Source organism: Curtobacterium sp. WHRI 8282 (assembly GCF_040223925.2).
GTDB classification, from domain to species: domain Bacteria; phylum Actinomycetota; class Actinomycetes; order Actinomycetales; family Microbacteriaceae; genus Curtobacterium; species Curtobacterium flaccumfaciens.
The window spans coordinates 1074191-1095257 of sequence record NZ_JBEHCD020000001.1; the positions used below are offsets into that span (position 1 = coordinate 1074191).

At 71.6% G+C, this 21067-nt stretch carries 25 protein-coding genes; 13 read left to right on the forward strand and 12 right to left on the reverse strand.

The genetic code is table 11. The features are described from left to right. The first annotated feature begins 14 nt into the window (after positions 1-14). The 5 genes from ABRP24_RS05325 (at position 15) to ABRP24_RS05345 (ending at position 3091) form a co-directional block, all read left to right on the forward strand. Complete coding sequence (locus ABRP24_RS05325) at positions 15-458, forward strand: flagellar hook capping FlgD N-terminal domain-containing protein (RefSeq protein ID WP_349849304.1); 444 nt, start codon at positions 15-17, stop codon at positions 456-458. A gap of 90 nt (positions 459-548) precedes the next feature. Next, positions 549-1724: a flagellar hook protein FlgE gene (locus tag ABRP24_RS05330; RefSeq protein ID WP_349849302.1), complete on the forward strand. Its 1176-nt coding sequence runs from the start codon at positions 549-551 to the stop codon at positions 1722-1724. Between the two features lie 172 nt (positions 1725-1896). Then, positions 1897-2070 carry a hypothetical protein gene (locus ABRP24_RS05335; protein WP_349849300.1) on the forward strand — a complete coding sequence of 58 codons (174 nt, stop codon included), beginning with the start codon at positions 1897-1899 and terminating at the stop codon, positions 2068-2070. Positions 2071-2093: 23 nt separating this feature from the next. Beyond that, positions 2094-2420, forward strand: coding sequence for a metalloregulator ArsR/SmtB family transcription factor (locus ABRP24_RS05340; protein ID WP_349849298.1), 327 nt, complete (start codon positions 2094-2096; stop codon positions 2418-2420). Then, positions 2417-3091, forward strand: coding sequence for a cation diffusion facilitator family transporter (locus tag ABRP24_RS05345; protein ID WP_371836715.1), 675 nt, complete (start codon positions 2417-2419; stop codon positions 3089-3091). The genes ABRP24_RS05340 and ABRP24_RS05345 overlap by 4 nt, the downstream gene beginning before the upstream one ends. A gap of 25 nt (positions 3092-3116) precedes the next feature. Here the strand turns inward: ABRP24_RS05345 and ABRP24_RS05350 are convergent, their stop codons facing one another. The 3 genes from ABRP24_RS05350 to ABRP24_RS05360 all read right to left on the reverse strand — a co-directional run bounded on the left by ABRP24_RS05350 (position 3117) and on the right by ABRP24_RS05360 (position 4408). Then, the gene (locus ABRP24_RS05350) at positions 3117-3407 is read right to left on the reverse strand and encodes a helix-turn-helix transcriptional regulator (RefSeq protein ID WP_027465525.1); all 291 of its coding nucleotides are present in this window, start codon (positions 3405-3407) and stop codon (positions 3117-3119) included. A gap of 120 nt (positions 3408-3527) precedes the next feature. Beyond that, entirely contained in the window at positions 3528-3683 is a 156-nt protein-coding gene (locus ABRP24_RS05355; RefSeq protein WP_017887460.1) for a hypothetical protein, read from the reverse strand. An 89-nt stretch (positions 3684-3772) separates the two neighbouring features. Then, positions 3773-4408 carry an isochorismatase family protein gene (locus ABRP24_RS05360; RefSeq protein WP_349849293.1) on the reverse strand — a complete coding sequence of 212 codons (636 nt, stop codon included), beginning with the start codon at positions 4406-4408 and terminating at the stop codon, positions 3773-3775. 115 nt (positions 4409-4523) lie between these two features. On the opposite strand from ABRP24_RS05360, the gene ABRP24_RS05365 reads away from it, so the two are divergent. Then, positions 4524-5471, forward strand: a complete 948-nt coding sequence (locus ABRP24_RS05365) for a helix-turn-helix domain-containing protein (protein WP_349849291.1) — start codon at positions 4524-4526, stop codon at positions 5469-5471. 122 nt (positions 5472-5593) lie between these two features. Here ABRP24_RS05365 and ABRP24_RS05370 read toward each other — a convergent pair whose 3' ends face one another. The 5 genes from ABRP24_RS05370 to ABRP24_RS05390 form a co-directional block, all read right to left on the reverse strand. Continuing rightward, on the reverse strand, positions 5594-7195 hold the full coding sequence (locus ABRP24_RS05370) for a Na+/H+ antiporter (protein WP_349849289.1): 1602 nt from the start codon (positions 7193-7195) through the stop codon (positions 5594-5596). 137 nt (positions 7196-7332) lie between these two features. Beyond that, positions 7333-8466: a DUF475 domain-containing protein gene (locus ABRP24_RS05375; RefSeq protein ID WP_349849287.1), complete on the reverse strand. Its 1134-nt coding sequence runs from the start codon at positions 8464-8466 to the stop codon at positions 7333-7335. A gap of 219 nt (positions 8467-8685) precedes the next feature. Next, entirely contained in the window at positions 8686-10254 is a 1569-nt protein-coding gene (locus ABRP24_RS05380) for a UDP-N-acetylglucosamine 1-carboxyvinyltransferase (RefSeq protein ID WP_176708770.1), read from the reverse strand. Between the two features lie 108 nt (positions 10255-10362). Next, positions 10363-11037, reverse strand: a complete 675-nt coding sequence (locus ABRP24_RS05385; RefSeq protein WP_349849285.1) for an ABC transporter ATP-binding protein — start codon at positions 11035-11037, stop codon at positions 10363-10365. Next, entirely contained in the window at positions 11034-12119 is a 1086-nt protein-coding gene (locus ABRP24_RS05390) for an ABC transporter permease (protein ID WP_349849283.1), read from the reverse strand. The genes ABRP24_RS05385 and ABRP24_RS05390 overlap by 4 nt, the downstream gene beginning before the upstream one ends. Before the next feature lie 151 nt (positions 12120-12270). Here ABRP24_RS05390 and ABRP24_RS05395 point away from each other — a divergent pair, with 151 nt between their 5' ends. After that, a complete protein-coding gene (locus tag ABRP24_RS05395) occupies positions 12271-13449 on the forward strand; it encodes a sensor histidine kinase (RefSeq protein ID WP_349849281.1) in 1179 nt (392 codons plus the stop codon). After that, complete coding sequence (locus ABRP24_RS05400) at positions 13446-14066, forward strand: response regulator transcription factor (RefSeq protein ID WP_349849279.1); 621 nt, start codon at positions 13446-13448, stop codon at positions 14064-14066. The genes ABRP24_RS05395 and ABRP24_RS05400 overlap by 4 nt, the downstream gene beginning before the upstream one ends. A 75-nt stretch (positions 14067-14141) precedes the next feature. Here ABRP24_RS05400 and ABRP24_RS05405 read toward each other — a convergent pair whose 3' ends face one another. From ABRP24_RS05405 to ABRP24_RS05420, 4 genes are all read right to left on the reverse strand, one after another. Beyond that, positions 14142-14939, reverse strand: coding sequence for an anti-sigma factor domain-containing protein (locus tag ABRP24_RS05405; protein ID WP_214526944.1), 798 nt, complete (start codon positions 14937-14939; stop codon positions 14142-14144). Continuing rightward, positions 14936-15481, reverse strand: coding sequence for a sigma-70 family RNA polymerase sigma factor (locus ABRP24_RS05410; protein ID WP_349849277.1), 546 nt, complete (start codon positions 15479-15481; stop codon positions 14936-14938). Before ABRP24_RS05410 ends, ABRP24_RS05405 begins: the two co-directional genes overlap by 4 nt. Before the next feature lie 68 nt (positions 15482-15549). After that, complete coding sequence (locus ABRP24_RS05415; RefSeq protein WP_371836716.1) at positions 15550-16167, reverse strand: class F sortase; 618 nt, start codon at positions 16165-16167, stop codon at positions 15550-15552. A 29-nt stretch (positions 16168-16196) separates the two neighbouring features. Then, the gene (locus ABRP24_RS05420; RefSeq protein ID WP_301627592.1) at positions 16197-17036 is read right to left on the reverse strand and encodes a DUF4397 domain-containing protein; all 840 of its coding nucleotides are present in this window, start codon (positions 17034-17036) and stop codon (positions 16197-16199) included. A 241-nt stretch (positions 17037-17277) separates the two neighbouring features. On the opposite strand from ABRP24_RS05420, the gene ABRP24_RS05425 reads away from it, so the two are divergent. The 5 genes from ABRP24_RS05425 (at position 17278) to fliN (ending at position 21064) form a co-directional block, all read left to right on the forward strand. After that, positions 17278-17580, forward strand: coding sequence for a flagellar FlbD family protein (locus ABRP24_RS05425; RefSeq protein WP_110863815.1), 303 nt, complete (start codon positions 17278-17280; stop codon positions 17578-17580). 1 nt (position 17581) lies between these two features. Further along, positions 17582-18406 carry a motility protein A gene (locus ABRP24_RS05430; protein ID WP_301627593.1) on the forward strand — a complete coding sequence of 275 codons (825 nt, stop codon included), beginning with the start codon at positions 17582-17584 and terminating at the stop codon, positions 18404-18406. 2 nt (positions 18407-18408) lie between these two features. Continuing rightward, positions 18409-19338, forward strand: a complete 930-nt coding sequence (locus ABRP24_RS05435; protein WP_027465536.1) for a flagellar motor protein MotB — start codon at positions 18409-18411, stop codon at positions 19336-19338. A gap of 143 nt (positions 19339-19481) precedes the next feature. Then, positions 19482-20360 (forward strand): flagellar motor switch protein FliM, encoded by an 879-nt coding sequence (locus ABRP24_RS05440; protein ID WP_027465537.1) that lies wholly within the window; start codon positions 19482-19484, stop codon positions 20358-20360. After that, entirely contained in the window at positions 20360-21064 is a 705-nt protein-coding gene (fliN, locus tag ABRP24_RS05445) for a flagellar motor switch protein FliN (RefSeq protein WP_301600802.1), read from the forward strand. Before ABRP24_RS05440 ends, fliN begins: the two co-directional genes overlap by 1 nt. Positions 21065-21067: the final 3 nt, after the last annotated feature.

Genomic DNA, 21067 nt, shown 5'->3' on the forward strand with positions numbered 1-21067 from the left:
AACAGGAACTCACCATGCCCATCGACGGCATCACCGGCAGCGTGGACCCGACCGCGCAGGCAGCGGCCCTGGCCGCCAACTCGACGCCCCAGAAGTCCCAGACGATGGACTCCGAGGTCTTCATGAAGCTGCTCGTCACGCAGCTGCGCAACCAGGACCCGTCCTCGCCGATGGACACCAACCAGATGATCAGCCAGCAGACGCAGCTCGCGATGATGGAGCAGATCACCAACCAGACCACGACAGGGAACGAGAACTTCTCGCTCCAGATGCGCATCGCCGCAGCGAACCTCGTCGGCAAGCAGGTCAGCTACACCGACGCCGACTCGGGCAAGTCCGTCACCGGGGCCGCCTCGGCCGTGTCGTACGCGAACAGCGTCCCCACGGTCACCGTGAACGGGAAGGAGGTCGCTCTCGACGTGATCTCCGGCATCACCACCACCGCTCCGGCGTCCTGACGCCCGCTCGTTCCTCCCTCGTTCTTCCTCGTACTCCCTCGTACTCCCTCGTTCTTCCTCGCTCTTCCTGCCTCTCCGAAAGGACGCACCATGCTCCGCTCGCTCTACTCCGGGATCTCCGGCCTCCGCTCCCACCAGCAGATGCTCGACGTCACCGGCAACAACATCGCCAACGTCAACACCGTCGGCTTCAAGTCGTCGACCACCGTGTTCCAGGACACCCTGTCGCAGATGACCCAGGGCGCCGGCGGACCGCAGACCGGCATCGGCGGCACGAACCCCGCCCAGATCGGCCTGGGCGTGCAGGTCGCCGGGGTCTCCACGAACTTCTCGCAGGGCTCGGCGCAGGCCACCGGCAAGGCGACCGACCTGATGATCTCGGGCGACGGCTTCTTCGTCACCCGCCTGGGCAACGACACCGTCTACACCCGCGCCGGTGCGTTCGACTTCGACGCGGACGGCCGCCTGGTCACCGCCGACGGCAAGATCGTGCAGGGCTACCCGGCCACGAACGGCGTCGTCAACGAGAACGGCCAGCTGTCCGACATCACGCTGCCGCTCGAAGCAGCGGCCCCGGCGGTCCGCACCACCGCCGCCACGGTCGCCGGCAACCTGCCGTCCGAGACCGCGGTCGGCCAGACCATCACGCGCGAGGCCACCGTCTACGACGCCTCGGGTGCCAAGCACACGATGTCGCTCGCCTACACGCGCACCGCCGACGGCTGGGACGTCACCGGGCGCAACGGCCAGGGCACCACGGCGACGACCTCGCTGACCTTCGGCACCGACGGCAAGCTGACCGCCGGCGGCACCCTCGCCGTCGGGGGCATCCGCGTCGACATGGGCGACCTGACCGGGTTCGCCTCGCTCAACACCGCGGCGATCGGCTCGCAGAACGGCCGCGAGGCCGGCGCGCTGCAGGGCTACTCGATCGCGAAGGACGGCACCGTCACCGGCACGTTCTCGAACGGCGCGTCGCTCGCGCTCGGCCGCATCGCCCTCGCCACGTTCGCCAACCCGGCCGGCCTCGAGAAGACCGGGGCGTCGGGCTACCGCGCCACCGCGAACTCGGGCGGTGCGACGGTCGGCGGTCCCGGCTCGGCGGGCGTCGGTTCGCTCGCTGCGGGGACGCTCGAGATGTCGAACGTCGACCTGTCGCAGGAGTTCACGAACCTGATCGTGGCGCAGCGTGGGTTCCAGGCGAACGCCCGCATCATCACCACCTCGGACGAGGTGCTGCAGGAGCTCACGAACCTGAAGCGCTAGGCGCGGGGGCTCGCGTCGCGGGCGCTGCGCTCGCGTCGCCGGGTGCTTGGTGAGCAGGAACGGTCGGGTGCTGAAGGGGGACTCGACCGTTCCTGCTCACCATCGTCCGTGGTGCATGGAGTTCGGCGCCGGTTCGTGACGAAACGGCGCGTCGTGACGTCTCATCGGTGCGATGCGCGAGAACCCCGACACCGACCACCAGTCCGACCACCGCTGCTGCAGCGTCTTCGACCGCTGGCGGTGTGATCGACCACGCGGCCACGACGGCGTGCACGAGTCGCGTGCTCCCGGCGGCCGCGCGAGCTGGAACGACGCGCTGACCGGGCGGCGGCTCGGGGACGTCTGAGCCCGAGCGGGTATGGTCAGCACATGCTGACCATTGCCTCGCGGCGCGACGTGCTGAACCGTCTCGGGCGGGCGCTCTCCGACCCCACGCGTGCGCGGATCCTGCTCCGGCTGCTCGACGAACCCGGCTACCCGGCGCGGCTCGCCGAGGAACTCGAGTTGACGCGGACGAACGTGTCGAACCACCTGGTGTGCCTGCGCGGCTGCGGGATCGTCGTCGCCGTGCCTGAGGGGCGTCGGACCCGCTACGAGATCGCGGACCGCAACCTCACCCGCGCGCTCGAGTCCCTGGTCGACGTGGTCCTGGCGGTCGACGTCGCCGACGACGACGGATGCGAGGTCGAGCGGTGACCACGGCTGCGATGTCGCTCGCGCCGGCCCGTGTCGGCGTGCTCCGGCAACGGATCAGGTGGATCGTCGCGGCGACCATCGCCTACAACGTGATCGAGGCCGTCGTGGCGATCGCCGCCGGTTCGGTGGCGTCCTCCACCGCGCTGATCGGCTTCGGGCTCGACTCGATCGTCGAGGTCCTGTCGGCAGCGGCCGTGGCGTGGCAGCTCGCCGGGCGTGACCCGGAAGCCCGGGAACGAACGGCGCTGAAGGTGATCGCGGTCTCGTTCTTCGGGCTCGCCCTGGTGGTCAGTGTCGATGCCGTCCTGACCTTCACGGGTGTCCGGTCGCCGGAGCACAGTCCGGTCGGCATCGGCCTGGCCGCGGTGAGCCTGGCGGTCATGCCGTTCCTGAGCCTCGTCGAACGGCGGACCGGACGCGAACTCGGCTCGGCGTCGGCGATCGCCGACTCGAAGCAGACGCTGATCTGCAGCTACCTGTCGGCGGCGGTGCTGCTCGGCCTGCTGGCGAACAGCCTGTTCGGCTGGTGGTGGGCCGATCCGCTCGCAGGACTCGTCGTGGTCGTGTTCGCCGTGCGCGAGGGTCTCGAAGCCTGGCGCGGTGACGCGTGCAAGCAGCCGGTGTCGGCGCTGACCGGGGAACGCGAGCGCGAGGGTTGCGACTGCTGCTGAACGGAGTCTGCCTGTGGCCGGCGGTTCAGCCGGCTTCGGACTCGCTGACGTGGCTGACCGCGTCACCGACGATGTGGGCGATGTGCTCGTCGTGCAGCGAGTAGACGGCGTTCCGCCCGATGCGCTCGACCTGCACGATGCCCGCGAGCCGCAGCGTGCGGAGGTGCTGGGACACCAGGGGCTGCGACAGCTCGGTCGCTTCGGCGAGGGAGCCGACGTCGGAAGGCTGGGAGATCAGCGCGGACAGGATCCGGAGTCGGGCGGGCGAGGACAGCGCCTTGAAGAGTTCGGCTGCTGCTTCGATCCCGTCTGACATGGACTCATGTAAGCGCACGCGCATACGTGCATGCAACACGACGGCCCCGGCGCGGTGCGTCGGGGCCGTCGTGCAGGTCCGTCGATCGGTGCTGATCACGGGCCTGCGCTGATCAGGAGATCAGTGCTCGTCGTAGTGGTCGCCGTGCTGGGCGTGCTTGTGTCCGTCGTGGACGAAGTCGACGTGGTCCTCGTGCTGGACCGTCTCGTGGCCGCAGCCGTCCTGGTGGGTGTGCTCGGCGACGGTGTGCTCTGCGCTGTTCTCGTGCTCGGCCATGGTGACCTCCTGCTGATCGTCGGTTGGGATGCCCTCAGCGTAGATCACATATGCAGAAGTAGCAATACATTTATAGATGAGAACCGGTGTCAACCCGGGAACCGCTGGGTTCCCGCGACGGCCGACGTCGGCAGCGCGTCCGCGGGGATCGCGACTCCGGCGGTGAGTGCCGACGTCCACTCCGCGGTCGTTGCGACGGCGGCGAGGTTCGACTGCAACAACGCCATCAGGGTGCGGTGCACCGTCTCGGCGGACACGGCCCCGCCGGCGTTGACGATGTTGATCGCGCCGGTCGCATCGGACAGCACCTCGACCGAGACGCCGAGCGCCTCCGCCTCGGCTGCCGAGGCGATGATGCAGTTGTTCGTCATGAAGCCGACCAGGGTGACCGTGTCGACCGACCGCTCCTGCAGCCAGGCGAGCAGGTCCGTGTGGGCGAACACGGAGCTGAACTGCTTCGTGACCTGATGCCACTCGGGCGTCCGTCGCCGCTCGATCTCGGGGTGCAGGGCGAACGCCTCCGTCGTCGGGTTGAACACCGGCGCAGCGTCGCCGGCGGTGTGCTGGACGACGACGATCGGCGTGCCGGCGGCCGTCGCGGCGTCGATCGCGGTCGTGATCTGCGCGAGCGCGTCGCGGACGGGCGGGAACCGGACCTCCAGTGGACCGCTGAAGTACTCCAGCTGGATGTCGACGAGGACGAGGGCGCGCTGGGGATCGGACACGGGAGCTCCTTGGGTCGGTGTGCGTACTCCACGATCCTCGTCCGTGGATGCGCTCGGTGCGATTGGCACGCGTGCGTCGGTACGATGGATCCAGGCCAAACCGGAGGAGTCGCGCGTGCGGATCGCCATCTACGCCTTCGACGGCATCACGATGTTCCACCTGTCGGTCCCGCAGATGGTGTTCGACGAGGTCACCCGGCTCGGGCTCGCCGACTGGGAGACCGTCGTGTTCTCCGACCGGCACGGTTCGGTCCGGACCGCCGAGGGACTGACGCTCGGACCGGTGCAGGGGCTCGACGCCGCCGCGGACGCCGACCTGGTCGTGGTGCCGTCCTGGACCGACGACGGAACCCGCCTGCCGACACCGACGGAGCGGGCGGTCGTCGACGCGCACGCGCGGGGATCGGTCGTGGTCGGTCTGTGCCTCGGGTCGATCGCGGTCGCCGGTGCCGGGCTCCTCGCGGGACGCAGCGCCGTCACGCACTGGCGCGCGGTCGATCGGCTCGCCGCCGCGCACCCCGACGTCACCGTGGACGCCGACGTGCTCTACGTCGACCACGGTGACGTGCTGACCTCGGCGGGCACGGCGTCCGGGCTGGACGCGTGCCTGCACGTCGTGCGGACGCGGCTGGGCGCCGACGCGGCGAACCGGGTCGCGCGGAGCCTGGTCGTCGCGCCGCACCGCGAAGGCGGGCAGGCCCAGTACATCGAGCGCCCGGTCGTGCAGCGTCTGGGTGACGACCCGGTGGCGACGGCATCGGCCTGGGCGGTCGAGCACCTGGACGAGGATCTCGGCGTCGACCGACTCGCTGCGGCGGCCCACATGAGCCGCCGTAGCTTCGTCCGGGCCTTCAAGGCATCGACCGGCACCACCCCGGCGGCCTGGGTACGGAGTCGCCGTCTGGACGAGGCCCGTCGGCTGCTCGAGGCCACGGACCTGCCTGTCGACCGGATCGCCGCAGCGTGCGGGTTCGGCAACCCGGTCACGCTGCGGCAGAACTTCGCCGCGGCGTTCGGTAGCACACCCTCGAGCTACCGCCGACGGTTCGACGCGCGGCCCTGACCGGCAGGCCGAGCGAGTGCGTTCCTTCCCATGACGGCTGCAATGGGAACGGGAATCGGGCGTACCCGGTCAGAACGACAGACCGGGTGCGCCCGTTTCGACCAGGTGTGCGCGGAGTCGCCCTACGACGACGTGGGCGGTGACGCCACCGACTCGATGCCATCCAACCGCGCCTCTTCCGCGTCGTACCCCGCACGCACCTGGCGCAGCACCAGGTCGTCGATCTCGTCGGCGTCGCGCAGGCGCAACAGGGTCCTCGCCTTGTGCTGGACGAGTGCGAGCTCGAGGGCGACCGCGTTGTCGTGCCGCTGCAGCGCGGGGTGGTCGTCGTCGTCCCCCTCGCGGGCCTCGATCACGTCGAGGTGCGCCTCGTAGTCCTTCCGCAGGCGATCGACGGTGGCACGATCGGCTCCGGTCGACCGTGCCAGGCGGGGGAGCGCATCGAGCGCCTCCTCGATCGCGGTGCGTTCGGCGTAGCGACGTTCCTCGCTGACGGACTCGTCCTCGGGCAGCGCGGCGCGACGCAGGACGGCCGGCAGCACGAGGGCCTGGCCGACGATCGTGACGATGACCACGCCGGCGGTGACGAAGACGATGAGGTCCCGCTCGGGGAAGTCGCCACCGGACTCCAGGGTGCGCGGCACGGCGACGGCCATGGCGAGCGACACCGCGCCCCGGAACCCGGCGAACCCGCTGACGAGCCGGTCGCGGTGCCCTTCGCGGGGTTCCCCGCCGGTGCGCCGGGTGACGAGCCAGATGGTCCCGCCCGCGGCGTTGAGGAACGCGAACCGCACGATGACGAGCAGCACCGCGACCGCGAAGACGATCCCGGTCCCACGCAGCAGGTCGGCGGGGTCGAGCGCGCGGGCGGCGACCATCGCCTCGATACCGACCAGGACGAACAGCGCGCCGTTGAGCAGGAAGGTCAGGAACGACCAGAACGCGCGCACCTGCTGTCGGGTCTCGGCGCGGTCGAGCTTGGGGCCGACCTGGCTGACGACGATGCCGGCCGCCACGACGGCGAGCACGCCGGAGGCGCCGATGGCCTCGGCGGCCAGGAAGGCTGCGAAGGGCACGAGCAGGGTGACGAGGTTCTCGAGCACGACGGTGTCGACGCGCCGCAGCACCATCGTCCCGATCCAGGCGGCGGCGAGCCCGGCGGCGACCCCGCCGATGTAGGACAGGACGAGCATGCCGGACACGCCCCAGAACGTGAGCTCCTGCGTGCCGACGGTGACGGCCACCGCGATGCCGTAGACGACGAGGGTGGTGCCGTCGTTCACCAGGCTCTCGGCGCGGAGCACCGTGACGTTCGGCCGCGGCAGCATCTTCGTGAGCACGCCGACCGCGGTCGCGTCGGTCGGGGCGACCGCGGCACCGAGCACCCAGGCCGGCCCCCACGGCATCCCGAGCAGGTGCAGCAGCACGGCGACGGCGCCGGCGGTCACCACGACGAGCAGGGTGCCCATCAGGACGATGCCGCGCAGGTTCTTCCGGATCTCGCGGAGCGACGTCGTCAGGCTCTCCCAGTAGAGCAGCGCCGGCAGGAACAGCAGCAGCACGGCCTCGGCAGGGAGCTCGACGTCCGCGAACTCCGGCACGAGCCCGAGCAGCGCGCCGAAGACCAGGAGCAGCACGGGTGGTGCGATCCGGATCCGGTCGGCCACGGCCGCCGTCAGTGCGATGGCGAGGCCGAGCACGACCACCAGTTCCGGTCCCAGCACGTGCACTCCGATCGTCGTCCGACCCGCCAGTCAACGCCGATCCACGGTGGATCCTTCCAGAACAGCCGGACGACGCGCCGCACCACACCCGGACGACGCGCCGCACCGCGCCGCACGACGCGTCACGAGCCGACGCATCACACCGCCCGCGGCCGCCGCACCACCCGCCGCCACCACGCGCGCCACGGCAGGGAACTCACCAGCGCCGACCCGATCACGACGGTCCCGAACCACCCCACGACGACGCCTGGGATCGGCACGAGCAGACTCGCCCACAGCAGCACCGACAGCACCCCGAGCACGTACGCCGCCCCGGCCTTCAGGTACCGCAGCCGCTTGAGCCCCGCAGCCTGGTCGACCCGCGAGGTCAGGCGGGCCAGGAACACCGCGCCCACCCCGATCGCCCCGATGGCGACGGCGGCCTGCTCGAGGGCCCCGAGCCCGTCCGATCCGAGCGGCCCGGACCCCGCCAGGCTGTACACGCCATCGAGGATCTCGAACAGCATGAACACGACGAGCCCCCGCTCGAACACGACCGTCGACGCGTAGAGGTGGATGCGCCAGGCTCCGCGGCCGACCCCGATCGACGCCGTGTCCGACCCGCCGCCGAGGCGGCCGCTGCGCAGCGCCCACGCCGCCGTCCGCTTCGACACGAGGTACGCGGCGATGCCGGCCACCCCGCCGAGCGCGACCGGCAGCAGCGCACCGGCGGCCCACCCGGAACGCGACCCGACGAGCACGGAGGTCACCACGACCCCGGTCAGAGCGGTGACCAGTGACCAGACGCGGGGTCGCGCGACGGAGGCGAGCCGCGCCTCCAGGCTGCCCAGCCACGACCTGCGGGACGCGCGGTCGGTGTTGAACAGGTACTCGGCGAAGACCTGCCAGATGAACGCGGCGCCGAAGGCGGCGAGGGCGGGACGCACCTCGGCCAGGTGCGCGGAGAACGAACCGGGTGCGAAGATGGCTTCCTCCACCGAGCTCGCCGGGTCGGTCGCGTCACCGACCGCGACGGCGGCCGGCGGCAGGAGCAGGCGCATCGCGAGCACGCCCGCGACGATGCCGAGCGACAGGAACAGCCGCCGGGCGGGGGAGTGCAGTCGGCCGGCGATGCCGGCCATCGGCACGGACGAGTCCGCGGCCATCGCGATCTCGAGGAACGCGAGGGCCACGAAGGCGAGCGCTGCGGCGGGGCCGAGCACCAGCCAGGCCGCCGCGGCGGCCGCGACGGTGATGAGCAGGGGGACGGTCAGGAGTGATCTCGTGGCCATCTGCCCATCCAGCACGGTCGGCCTCGGCGGCGCATGGAGCGCTCCTGGGCATCGGCCTGGAGGCCCGTGGGGACTCCGCAGAACGGGTGACGGCCCGTCCCCACTTGCGGGGACGGGCCGTCGGGTCGCGCGGGAACGCAAAACACCGGTGTTCGCGTGTTGAACCGCGGTCTGCGCGTGTTCAACCGGCGAACACCGGTGTCTAGCGGGGGTTCAGCGTCAGTCGTGGAACGTCTCGATGGACGCACCGAGCGAGTTGAGGCGCTCCTGCAGCTGCTCGTAGCCACGGGCGATGATGCCGACGTTGCGCAGGACGCTCTCGCCCTTCGCCGCGAGCATCGCCAGCAGGATCACCACGGCGGGCCGCAGCGCCGGCGGGCAGCTGATCTCGGCCCCTGAGAAGTGCGTCGGGCCGGTGACGTCGAGGCGGTGCGGGTCACGCAGGGTGACGCTCGCGCCCAGGCGGGTGAGGTCGAGCAGGTGGATCGCCCGTCCCTCGTACACCCAGTCGTGCACGAGCGTGGTGCCCTCGGCCATGGCAGCGATGACGACGAAGAACGGCAGGTTGTCGATGTTCAGGCCGGGGAACGGCATCGCGTGGATCTTGTCGATCGGCGCGTGCAGCTCGGACGGGTGCACCGTGATGTCGACGAGACGGGTACGGCCGTTGGCGGCTGCGTACTCCTCGCTGACGTCGAAGCGCAGGCCCATCTCGGCCAGGGTCGCGAGCTCGATCTCGAGGAACTCGATCGGCGCACGCGTCACGGTGAGGGTCGACGCGGTGACGATGCCGGCGGTCAGCAGGCTCATCGCCTCGACCGGGTCCTCGCTCGGCCAGTAGTCCACGACCTCGTCGATGCGGCTCTTGCCGGTGATGCGGAGCGTGGTGGTGCCGATGCCCTCGATCTGCACCCCGAGCAGCTCGAGGAAGAAGCAGAGGTCCTGCACCATGTAGTTGGGGCTGGCGTTCCGGATGACGGTCTCGCCGTCGCGGGCCGCGGCGGCCAGGATCGCGTTCTCGGTCACGGTGTCGCCGCGCTCGGTGAGCACGACCGACTTGGTGGGGACGGCCTGGTTCGCGACGTCGACCTCGTACCAGCCGGAGGTCGCCTCGACGTCCACGCCGAACGGACGCAGCGCGATGAGGTGCGGCTCGACCGTGCGGGTGCCGAGGTCGCAGCCGCCGGCGTAGGGCAGACGGAAGGACTCGTACCGGCCGCTGAGCGGGCCGAGGAACATGAGCACGCTGCGGGTGCGGCGGGCGGCGTCCGCGTCGATCGCGTCGAGGTGCAGGTCGTCGGGGGCGACGATCTCGAGGGTCTCGCCGTCTTCCGACCAGGTGACGCTCGCGCCGAGGCTGCGGAGCACGTCGATGATGCGGTCGACCTCGACGATCCGGGCGACCTTGTGCAGACGGGTCACGCCGCGGTTGAGCAGCGAGGCGCAGAGCAGCGCCACGGCGGCGTTCTTGCTCGAGTTCACCGCGATGGAGCCGCTGAGCTTCCGGCCGCCCTGCACGCGCAGGTGGGCCCGCTGCGGGGCGCCGCCGATCGAGACGATCTGCTGGTCGAGGGCGTCGCTGATGCGGGTGAGCATCTCGAGGGACAGGTTCTGCCCACCCTGCTCGATGCGGTTGATCGCGCTCTGGCTGGTGCCGACGCGTTCGGCGAGCTGGGCCTGCGTCATGCTGCGGCCCTTGCGGGCGCCCCGGATCAGGGCGCCGACCTCACGGAGGGGTGCTGCGGTCGCCGGAGATGCCGGCGAGACGACGGTGGTGGTGTCGGTCATGCGCGCCACGCTAACACGCTCATGAGATAAACCGATGGAAGATCGACACCCGTTGCGCGTCCTGAGGTCTCGAATACGTCACAGTTGGGAATTTCGGGGGACGAACGCTCAGGCATCGGTCAGGCGGCCGTCGACGACGGTGACCAGGCGGTCGAGCGCGTCGCCGTGGACGAGATCGTGCGTGACAAGCATCGTCGCCGTGCCCTGCTCGTGCGTGAGGCGCGCGATCAGCGCCATGATCTCGGCGCCTCGCTCCTGGTCGAGCGCGCTGGTGGGTTCGTCGACGAGCAGGACGGACGGGGTGTTCACCAGGGCGCGGGCGATGGCGACCCGTTGCCGCTGGCCGCCGGAGAGCTGCGCGGGTCGCTTGCCGCGGTGCTCGGCGAGACCGACCGCTGCCAGCAGCGCATCGGCACGGGTGCGCACCGCGGTCCGGTCTCGGTGGCCGCCGCCGAGCTCCGCCATGACGAGCAGCTGTTCCCGAGCGGTGAGCGACTCGATGAGGTTCGACTGCTGGAAGACAATGCCGACCTGGTCGCGGCGGAGCGTCGTCGCCTCGTTCCGGCTCAGGGTCGCTGCGTCGACGTCGTTGATCCACACGTGCCCGGAGTCCGGGCGGATCAGGGTCGCCGCGACCGCGAGGAGTGAGGACTTCCCGGAGCCGGAGGGCCCGGTGATGCCCGTGACGACCCCGCTCGGAGCGGTCAGGGACACGCGGTCCACCGCCGTGATGCGGGAGTCGCCGTCGGGGAAGGTGAGGGTGACGTCGTCGAGGGTGATCATCGGTTGCTCCCGAGTGCGGTGAGGGGGTCGGCCTTGGTGACGGTGCGGAGTGCGACGGCGGCACCGGCGAGGCCGAGGACGACCATCACGGCGGCCGGCAGCAGCGTGGTGAGCGGGCTGAGCAGGAACGGCAGGACACCGTTCGCGAGCGTCCCCAGGACCGACACGAGACCGATCCCGACCCCGACGCCCGCGGCCAGGACGACGAGTGCCTGGCCGAGGGCATCGCCCACGAGCGACGCGTCGGAGGCGCCGAGGGCCTTCAGGACGGCGATGTCGTCGGCACGCTGCAGCGTCCACACGGTGAAGAACGCCCCGACGACGAGCGCGGAGACACCGAAGAGCATCACGATCATGAGTCCGAGGGACCCGACCTCCGACTTGAACGTCTCGATCGCGGTGAGGCTGGCGAGCGGTGACACGGCGACGGTGCGCGTGCGGTCCGCCGTGCTGCCCCAGTCCGGCGTTCCGGAGACGGCGAGCACAGTCGCTTCGCCGTCCCCGCCGAGGCGCCGGTCGGTCGACGCCCACGCCGTCGGGGAGAGCGCGACGACGGGGGTGTGGCTGTACCAGGCGTCTCCGCCGACGGTGGCGACCCGGTAGGTCGTCCCGGTGATCGTGACGGCGTCCCCGACGGCGACGTCGAGGTCCTTCGCTGCGCCGGCGGACAGGCCCACCGTGTCGTCGGACCTCGGAGCCAGGTCGGTGACCGTCGACGCGGGGGCTCCCCGTGGGACGCCGAACAGGGCGACGGCGACCGCTGGTGCGGCTTCGGCGTGCCCGGCGGCGCGCCCCTGTGCGATCCCGATCGGCGTGACCTGCTCGACGCCGGAGGACTCCCGCCAGGCGGACACCGTCGCGGCGTCGATCGTCGACTGCGAGAACGATGGTTGCCCGGTCGAGGGCCCCTGCAGGACGAGCCGGTTCCCGGGGAGGCCGAGGACTGCGGACACGTTCTGCGCGGCGAGGCCGCCGGTCAGGCCAGCGAGGAAGCCGACGAGGAGTGTGATCAACGACACCACGGACCCGATGAGCACGAACCTGCCACGGGCGGATCGGAGGTCGCGCCAAGCGACGAACACGATGGTTCCTTCCCGACGGCAGGGGCGCTCCCTGCCGTCCAGACGAGCCTCGCCGTCGTGGGTCCGAGTGCCATCGCCGGGAGGTTGACTGCTCTCGTCCAACTTCTGGTTGATGTCCGGTGGGTCGTGGCCGCCGTACGCTGCAACGGACATGGCACACAGCACCCTCACGCCCGTGTTCGTCGGGCTCCGCACAGGACTGCACGTGCTGTTCGCCGCGCTCGTCGCACTCGTCGTCGTCCGGGTCCTCGTCGTCCGCGACCCGACCATGTGGGCGGCGATCGCCCTGGTGGCCGGGTTCGCGGTCCTGTACCTGCTCGGTGCCGGTGTTGCCGCCGCGCCGGAGGCACGCCGAGCCGTGGTGGGAGCGGCCTGGATCACCGCCTTGACCGTCGTGTGGGTGGCGTTGCTCGTCCTGGTGCCGGAAGCGGCGTACCTGGTGTTCCCGTTGTTCTTCCTCTACCTGCACGTCCTGCCCCGGATCGTCGGGCCGGCCGCCGTGGTCGCAGCGACCCTGATCGCGGTCGTCGCCCTGGGCCTGCACGGCGGCTTCACCGTGGGCGGGGTGATCGGGCCCCTCGTCGGTGCCGGGGTCGCGTTGCTCATCGGCCTGGGCTACCGGGCGCTCGCCCGCGAGTCCGTCGAGCGGGAGGCGCTGCTGGCAGAACTCCTCGCCACCCGCGACCGACTCGCCGCGACCGAACGGCAGCAGGGCGTCCTCACCGAACGCGCCCGCCTGGCACGCGAGATCCACGACACCGTCGCGCAGGACCTCTCCAGCATCCAGATGCTCCTCCACGCCGCCGAAGCAGCCGACGGCAGCCGGCCGGGCATCGAGCACATCCGCCTCGCACGCGCCACAGCGGCCGACGGCCTCGCCGACACGCGGCGCTTCATCCGGGAGCTCGCACCGCCGTCCCTCGATGCCGGCCTCCCCGCGGCACTGCGCCGCCTCAGCGACCAGTGGCACCGCGAGGGGCTCGGCATCACCGTGACGGCCGCACCCGAAGCGTCGGAGTTGACGATGGACGTGCAGACCGCTCTGCTGCGCATCGCCCAGGGGGCCGTCGCGAACGTCGCCCAGCACGCCGGTGCCACGACCGTCGACATCACCCTCGACGTCAGCGCGACGCACGCGTCCCTGCGGGTGCAGGACGACGGCTGCGGCTTCGACCCGGACCGTGTCGGCACCCGCTCCGGCACATCCGACGCGTTCGGGCTCCGCGCGATTGGTGAACGTGTCGACCAGCTGGGTGGCCGTCTCACCATCGACAGCGCGCCCGGGAACGGCACCACCATCACCGCGACCGTGGAGGTCGGCGGCCCGTGATCCGACTCGTCATCGCGGATGACCACCCCGTCGTCCGCGCCGGCCTGCGCGCACTCCTCGACGGGGCGGTCGACATCGACGTCGTCGGGGAAGCCGCGACACCCGACGAAGCCGCCGCGCTCGTGTCGTCCTTGGACCCCGACCTCGTGCTCATGGACCTGCAGTTCGGGCAGGACCGCACCGGTGCCGACGCCACCCGGCAGATCCGTTCGACCGACGCCGCGCCGTACGTCCTCGTCCTCACCAACTACGACAGCGACGGCGACATCCTGGGCGCCGTCGAAGCGGGGGCCAGCGGGTACCTGCTCAAGGACACGCCACCCGACGAACTGCTCGCCGCGGTGCGCGCCGCAGCCGCCGGTGAGAGCGCCCTCGCGCCGGCGGTCGCCAGCCGCCTGATGGCACGGATGCGTGCGCCACGGGTCAGCCTGTCCGCTCGCGAGATCGAGGTCCTCCGGCTCGTCGCCGAGGGCGCCTCGAACGTCGACGTGGCAGCACGCCTGCACATCACCGACGCCACCGTGAAGTCACACCTGGTCCACGTGTTCTCCAAGCTCGGCGTCGGATCCCGGACCGGCGCGGTGTCCGAGGCCCGGGCGCTCGGCATCCTCCGCTGACGGAGCTGACGGAGCTGACGGAGCCGATGGAGCTGCCGGAGCTGACCTCTCGCGGACACCATGGCATCGCACCGCTCAGGGATCGGTCAGGGTGCCCCGGACAATGGAGTCACCGGAGTGCGCCGGATCACCGTCGTCGGCCTCGGCCGAGACGTCCACGACCGGGAACTCCGCGGTGTCGACGCCGTCGGGCACCGTGAAGCGGCCCTGGTCGCCGTCGAGGTAGCCGACGCTCACCAGTCCGCCGAGGTCCGAACGCATCATCCAGACTTCGCGGAGCGGACCGGTGCCGGAGCGACCGCGCTCACCGTGCAGGTCGACGAGCAGGGTCACCCGGCCGTCCTGGTCACGTTCGAGTTCGGCGCGGCCGGTCGTCCCCGACCAACCGGGCAGCGCTGCGAGCTCGGTGTTCGCCAGGACGGTCTCGGTGTCGCCGCGGGGGAGTCCGGGGACGATCCCCGACGCCACACCGATGCCGAGGACGACGGCGAGGACACCGACGCCGGCGATCACCAGCGCCAGGACACGGCGACGACGCGGACGGGATCGGTGTCGGCGTGCCACGGCGTGGTGCTGCCCGTCGGACGGCGTGGCGGCGGACGCGCGTTCGGCCGCTCGTCCTGGATCGGTCGCCGGCGCCGCGGCCTGCTGTGGCGTCCGGGCGATCTCGGCCGCGATCCGGTCCCACACGTGCTCCGGGGGCGCGGCCAGCGTGACGTCCTCGGACGCCCGGGTCACCGCGGCGACCCGCTGCAGCGCGGCCACCTCGTCGCGGCACCGGTCGCAGGACGCCAGGTGCTCGGCGACGTCGTCGGTCGCGACCTGGTCGGAGACCGCGAGCATCGCCAGCGTCTCGTCGTCGACGTGCTTCATTCGATCACCTCCAGACGTGTTCGGAGCCGAGCCAGACTTCGGTGGATGTGGCTCTTGACGGTGCCCAGCGGCAGTTCGAGCCGTTCGGCGATCTCACGATGGCTGAGGTCGTCGTAGAACGCCAGTCGCATCACGCGCCGTGGGACCTCGTCGAGCCGCTCGAGCTCGCGGGCGACCAGTGCGCGTTCGGCCAGGTCGAAGGCCGGTTCCGGCGCCGGGGTGGTCTCCTCGACCACGTCCGGGTCGGCGGCGCTGGCGTGCCGTCGGCGCTCGTTCTGCGCGTCGGCGATGCAGTTCCGGGTGATGCCGACCAGCCACGCGCCGAGCGGGGCGCGGCCGGGGTCGTAGCTCGTGCTGCGCTGCCAGGCCTTCACGAAGACCTGCTGCGTGACGTCCTCCGCGGCGGCCGGGTCGGCCAGGGCGCGCAGGGCCAGCGAGTACACGAGCGACGACCACCGCTCGTAGACGGCTCGCAGGGCGTGCTCGCCCCCGGCGCGGAACGCGTCCGAGAGCTCGCTGTCGTCCGGGAGGATGGTCGTCACGTCTTCCTGTCGCTGGCGCGGTCGTCGTCGACCACGGTCCGATCGTAGGGGGCGGATCGTCGCCACGGTCAGGCCGGGACCGCGGTCACGACGAGGTTGCTCTCGTAGTGTCCGGTGGCTGCGTCGAACGTCCCGCCGCAGGTCACCAGGACGAGCCGTCGGGGCCCGTCGTGACGGAACACCTCACCCCAGGGGAGTCCCTGCTTCTCGAGCATGCTGACGGAGTCGATCCGCCACGCGGTCTCGGCACCGTCCGCGTCGGTCAGGGTGACCCGGGTGCCGGACGGGGCGTTGCCGAGGCGGGAGAACGGGCCGATGCCGTAGCCGACCGCGTCGACGTGGGCCGCGATGACGACGGTGCCCTCGGTGGACGACGGTGCGGCACCGAACCGGTACCAGCCCGCGGTGGCCGGGTCGGGCGGGAGCGCCATCGCGCCGTCCTCGTCGACCCCCTCCGGACGGACCGGCGCGCTGATGCCGGCGTGGTCGACGGTGATGGTGGTCGGGGCGGGGGCGTCCCGGACCGGGGGGATCGTGGCGGCCTGCTGCGGCACCTCGGTCGAGAACGCCGACGGGACCGGTGTGGGGGTGGTGGTCGTCAGGACGGACGGCTGCCCGCCGGGGGTGGTCCCGGCCGACGAGCACCCGGTCAGGGCGGCAGCCGCCACGGCGACGACGAGCGTCACCGTGGCGGACCGCACGGGGCGTGGCACGTTCAGCGGCGGGTCGCTGCGTGCCGGCGGCGGAGCACCACGGCCCCGATCGCGGCAGCGGCGGCCAGTGCGGCCGCCGCTGCGCCGACCAGGGGCAGGGGGTCCTGGTCGTTCGTGGCCACGAGACCGGCGTTCCCGGCGGGGACGCCGTTCGGCGTGCCACCGAGGTCCGCGATCGTCTGCGTGGCGAGGGCGAGGTTGTCGTCGTCCAGGCTGCCCCAGGCGTAGACGATGGTCGACGAGCCCGCGGTGACCGCGACGTCCGCCGGGCCGATCACGGGTTCGGTGGTCCCGGTGGCGGCGACGGTCGCCGACACGGTGCCGGCCGGCAGCTCGAGAGCCTGCTCGTCGGGGTTCGACAGGTTCGACACGACGGCCTTCCCACCGGCGAGGACGTCGACGGCCGGTGCGGCGGCGACGTGCCGGACGACCAGGCGTCCCTGGCCGGCCGCGACGGCCGAGGTGTCGTTGGTGAACACCGTGGCGGTCGGGGACCCGTCCGTGGCGTCGTGGGCGACGGCGGTGTAGTTGCCCCCGGCGTCGAACGAGACGTCCGCCGGGCCGATGATCGGCTTCGACGCGTCGGTGGCGTCCGAGGCGGTGATCGCGAGCTGGTGCGCACCGGCCGGCACCATCATCGGGCCGGCGAGGGTGCCCGGGGTGAAATCGTCGATGGCACGTTCGCCGTCGAGGTAGACGTCGACGGTGACGTCCGGCACGGCGTGGAGGACCGAGAGCGTCGCCTCGCCGGTGGCGGCGGTCGCAGCGGTCGCGGGCAGTACGGCCGCAGCGGCGGCGAACAGGACACCGGCGCTGAGGCCGGTGGCGAGTGTCTTGCGCATGACGTGTCTCCTTCGGGCCTGTCCGGGCCGGTGCGGACGACATCGTCCTCGACGTCGTACCCCCACTACCGCCGGAGCACCCCGATCGGATGCAGCGATTTCCTGGGGATCAGCTGAGACGGCCCGAACGCGTCGCTAACGCACCCGTCGCACCCGCCGATAGTCCTCCGTGCAGGCCCACGGACGGGCCCGCATCCCGCCCCACGGACGGCGGCGGGACGATCGAGAACCAGGACGGGCCATGATCGTCGTCACACGACTGAACGGCAGCGGATTCGCTGTGAACCCCGATCTCGTGGAGCGCATCCAGGAGACGCCGGACACGACGCTCATCATGGTCGACGGCGCGAAGTACATCGTGCGGGAGTCGATGGCCGACGTCATCGACCTGATCGCCGCGTACCGCGCCCGCATCGTCGGGATGGCCTACGGCACCGACCAGGCCCCCCGCTCGAGCACGAACACCGGCCCGCAGCCCACGCTCGCCCCGGTCGCCGCACTCCGCTCCACGCAGCACGGCCGCGCGCTGGACGGGGGTCGCTGACGTGGACATCGCAACGATCGTCGGCATCCTGCTCGCCTTCGGCGCCCTGTTCGGCATGGTCCAGATGGAGCACGTCGAGCTCGGTGGACTCTTCCTGCCCGCCCCGATGCTGCTCGTGTTCGGCGCCACCATCGGCTGCGGCATCGCGAGCACCACGCTGAAGGACGCGATCGCCAGCTTCAAGGCGGTCCCGAAGGCGTTCACCGGCAAGGTCACCTCGCCGGCGTCGGTCATCGACGACGTCGTCGGGCTCGCCGAGACCGCCCGCGCGAACGGCCTGCTCGCCCTCGAGCAGGAGGCCGACAAGCACGACGACCCGTTCATGAAGAAGGCGCTGCAGAACATCGCGGACGGCACCGACGGCGACGAGCTGCGGATCCTGCTCGAGGACGAGATCGAGTCGAACGCGGCCCCGACCCGGAGCGCGAGTGCGTTCTTCATGGGCCTCGGCGGCTTCGCCCCGACCGTCGGCATCATCGGCACCGTGGTCTCGCTGACCCACGTGCTCGCGAACCTCGGCAAGCCCGACGAGCTCGGACCGCTGATCGCCAGTGCCTTCGTCGCCACCCTGTGGGGCCTGCTGACCGCGAACTTCATGTGGCTGCCGATCGGCGGCAAGCTCCGGAAGCTCGCCCAGCTCGAGTCGGACCGCCAGACGCTCCTGATGGAGGGGCTGCTCGCGGTGCAGGCCGGCAGCCAGCCCCGTCTGCTCGGTGAGCGGCTGAAGGCCATGGTCCCGCCCGCCGCCCGCGCCGACACGGGTGGCAAGGCCGGCAAGGCAGGCAAGAAGGCCGACGCGGCCGACGACCAGCAGCTGGCGGCCTGACCGTGAGCGCCAACCCCCGGGGCCGCGGCCGCGGTCGCGCGAAGAAGTCCCACGACGAGGCCGAGCACCCCGACGAGCGCTGGATGGCGTCCTACATGGACATGATCACGGTGCTGATGTGCATGTTCCTCGTGCTCTTCGCGATGTCCACCGTCGACCAGGAGAAGTACATCCAGCTGAAGCAGTCGCTCGCCACCGGCTTCGGCGAGGTCGACTCGCAGAAGATCGACACCGCGAGCGGCACCGTCGTGACGAAGGACCAGGTCGAGGACGGCTCCGGCTACTCGACGGACAAGTCCCAGGCCGACCACTCGACCGCCTCGTCGGGCACGAAGGACACCAACGTCGACCCCGCGTCGACGGTGGTGCCGACGACGGCGACGAAGCAGGACCTCGCCGAAGCGAAGCGCGAGCTCGACGACCTGACGAAGCTCGAGCGTGCGATCCAGCACAACCTGGCGAAGGCGGGCCAGAGCGAGAACGTCCAGTTCACCGTGGACGCCCGCGGCCTGATCGTCCGGTTGATCGGCAGCGAGACGTACTTCGGCACGAACAGCGCGGACCTGTCCGACCAGGCGCGGTCGATCATGGACGCCATCGCGCCGGTGCTGAAGACCTCCGACCACGACGTCAGCGTCGAGGGGCACGCCGACCAGCGGAACTCGACGGCGCCGTACGCGACCAACTGGGAGCTCAGCGCGGCTCGGGCGACCGGGGTCCTGCGCGACCTGGTCGAGCGCGGCGGGATGCCCGGCGAGCACGTGCAGAGCGTCGGGTTCGGGTCGAGCCGGCCACTGGCGAAGGGCGGCACGGACCGGGACCTCGCCCTGAACCGCCGGGTCGACATCGTGGTGCTGTCGAACGCCGACCAGGACGTCAGCGCGCTGATGCCGGCGCTGGCGAAGGCACAGGACGGAGCGCAGCAGGGCTGAGACGCAGAGCGCAGCAGGGCTGGGACACGGAGCGCAGCGGGACTGAGACACGCAGCGCGCGGAGCGCACCAGCGCTGACGCCACCGCCCCACTACGGGGTACAGCACTGACGGGTGCCCCACAGGTGACCGATAGACGCAGCCGTGACCGAGACCCTGCCAGCGCCCGAGGTGTACGACTTCGCGCGCCCGTCGACGCTGGCCCGTGAGCACGCCCGGGTCCTCGAGCTCGCCTTCGAGACGTTCGCGCGCCAGTGGGGCACGCAGCTGACGGCGAAGGTCCGCGCGGTCAGCCAGGTCACCTGCGAGCAGGTGGAGATGACGACGTACGACGAGTACGCCGCGTCGCTGCCCGCGCTCACCGGCATGGTGCTGCTGCCGATCACCGGCCTGACCCCGAAGGGCGTGCTGCAGGTCCCGCTCGACGCCGCGCTCACATGGGTGTCGCACGCACTGGGCGCCTCGAAGCCGCTGCCGACGCCGGACCGCACCTTCACGCCCATCGAGCAGGCCCTGGTCCGCAAGATCGTCGAGGACGCCCTGGACGACCTCCGCTACTCGTTCGGCGGGCTGCTCGCGCAGGACGTCGCGGTCGGCGGGTTCCAGTTCAACAGCCAGTTCGCCCAGGCCGCGCAGAAGGGCGACCTGATGATCGTCGCCTCGTTCTCGATCCGGGTCGGCGACCGCATCGCCCCCGGCACGCTGGCCCTGCCGGCCGAGGCCGTCCTGCCGCAGCTCGGCGAGGCTGCAGCGCACGTGTCGCCGGCCGACGCCCGAGCCCTGCTGGACGCGCAGCTCGAGAGCGTGCCCGTGGGCGTCAGCCTGCGCTTCGCCCCGGCCGCGGTCCTGCCGACGCAGGTCCTGCGGCTCGCCGTCGGCGATGTCCTGCCGCTGCCGCACCCGCAGCACCGGCCCCTCACCATCGCGGTCGACGGCGAACCCGTCGGCACCGCCGCGGTCGGCGCGAACGGCTCGCGCCTCGCCGGCATCGTCGTCACCACCACGAGCACGGAGCAGCACTGATGACCGAAACGACCACCCTCCACACCGCAGCGGCCGAGTCGCTCGCGGCGCAGCTCCCGACGGCCGCCCCCTTGACCGCGGTGCTCCTGCCGGGAGGCGCGACACCGGTCGTGCTCGACGCGGCGACGGACGCCGTGGTCGCCTCGTTCGTCGGCGGCCTCTCGGCCGACCTGGCGCTCGTGCTCACCGACCTCGAGGCGATCACGGCCGCCGGAGGCACCGACCACGGCATCGTGGCCGTCACGGACGTGCTGCGTCCGTCGCTCGAGGCCGCGGCCTCGGTCCTCGGCGTCGGGGTGCTCGGCGAGGCGCACCGCGAGTCGGCCGCGTCGCTGCTGGCCGACCCGGACACCGTCGTGTTCGAACTCACCGCCGGTGGCCTGCCCGCCGGGTGGTTCGGCATCCGGGTCCGCGAGAACGGCACGGTGTCCGCGCCCGTCGTGGCGAACCTGCCCGCCGGCAACCTCGGCCGGATCAACAACGTCGAGATGACCCTGACGGTCGAGATCGGCCGCACCCGGATGTCGGTCCGCGACGTGCTCGGCATGGAGCCCGGCGCCGTCGTCGAGCTCGACCGCAGTGCCGGCGCCCCCGCCGACGTCCTGCTGAACGGCCGCCTCATCGCGCACGGCGAGGTCGTCGTCGTCGACCAGGACTACGCGGTCCGGATCACCCGCATCCTCGACGTCGCCGAAACGGTCTGACCC